Consider the following 253-nt stretch of genomic DNA (forward strand, 5'->3'; position numbering starts at 1 on the left):
GCTGGCACCAAAGGAGCAGTGGCGCTTTGCTACTAAAGCACAACTAATAGAGCATATTCGCCAAACGCTTGCGCAATTTCCAGGTGTTAATATTGGTTTTACTCAACCAATTCAAATGCGCGTATCAGAAATGCTAACCGGTGGCACTGGCGATATTTCAATCAAAGTGTTTGGTAACGACATTGCGACCTTGTCATCGCTTGCAGAAAAAGTCACTGCGCTTGCCACTAATATTGACGGCGCAAGTGACGTG

General features: G+C 45.8%; 1 protein-coding gene. It reads left to right on the forward strand.

Going from position 1 to position 253, the window contains the following annotated elements:
- Nucleotides 1–253, forward strand: a 253-nt coding sequence (locus SB751_RS33220; RefSeq protein ID WP_410723308.1) for an efflux RND transporter permease subunit, incomplete at both ends; no start/stop codon positions are given.

Source organism: Cupriavidus sp. SIMBA_020 (assembly GCF_046535395.1).
GTDB lineage: Bacteria > Pseudomonadota > Gammaproteobacteria > Burkholderiales > Burkholderiaceae > Cupriavidus > Cupriavidus campinensis.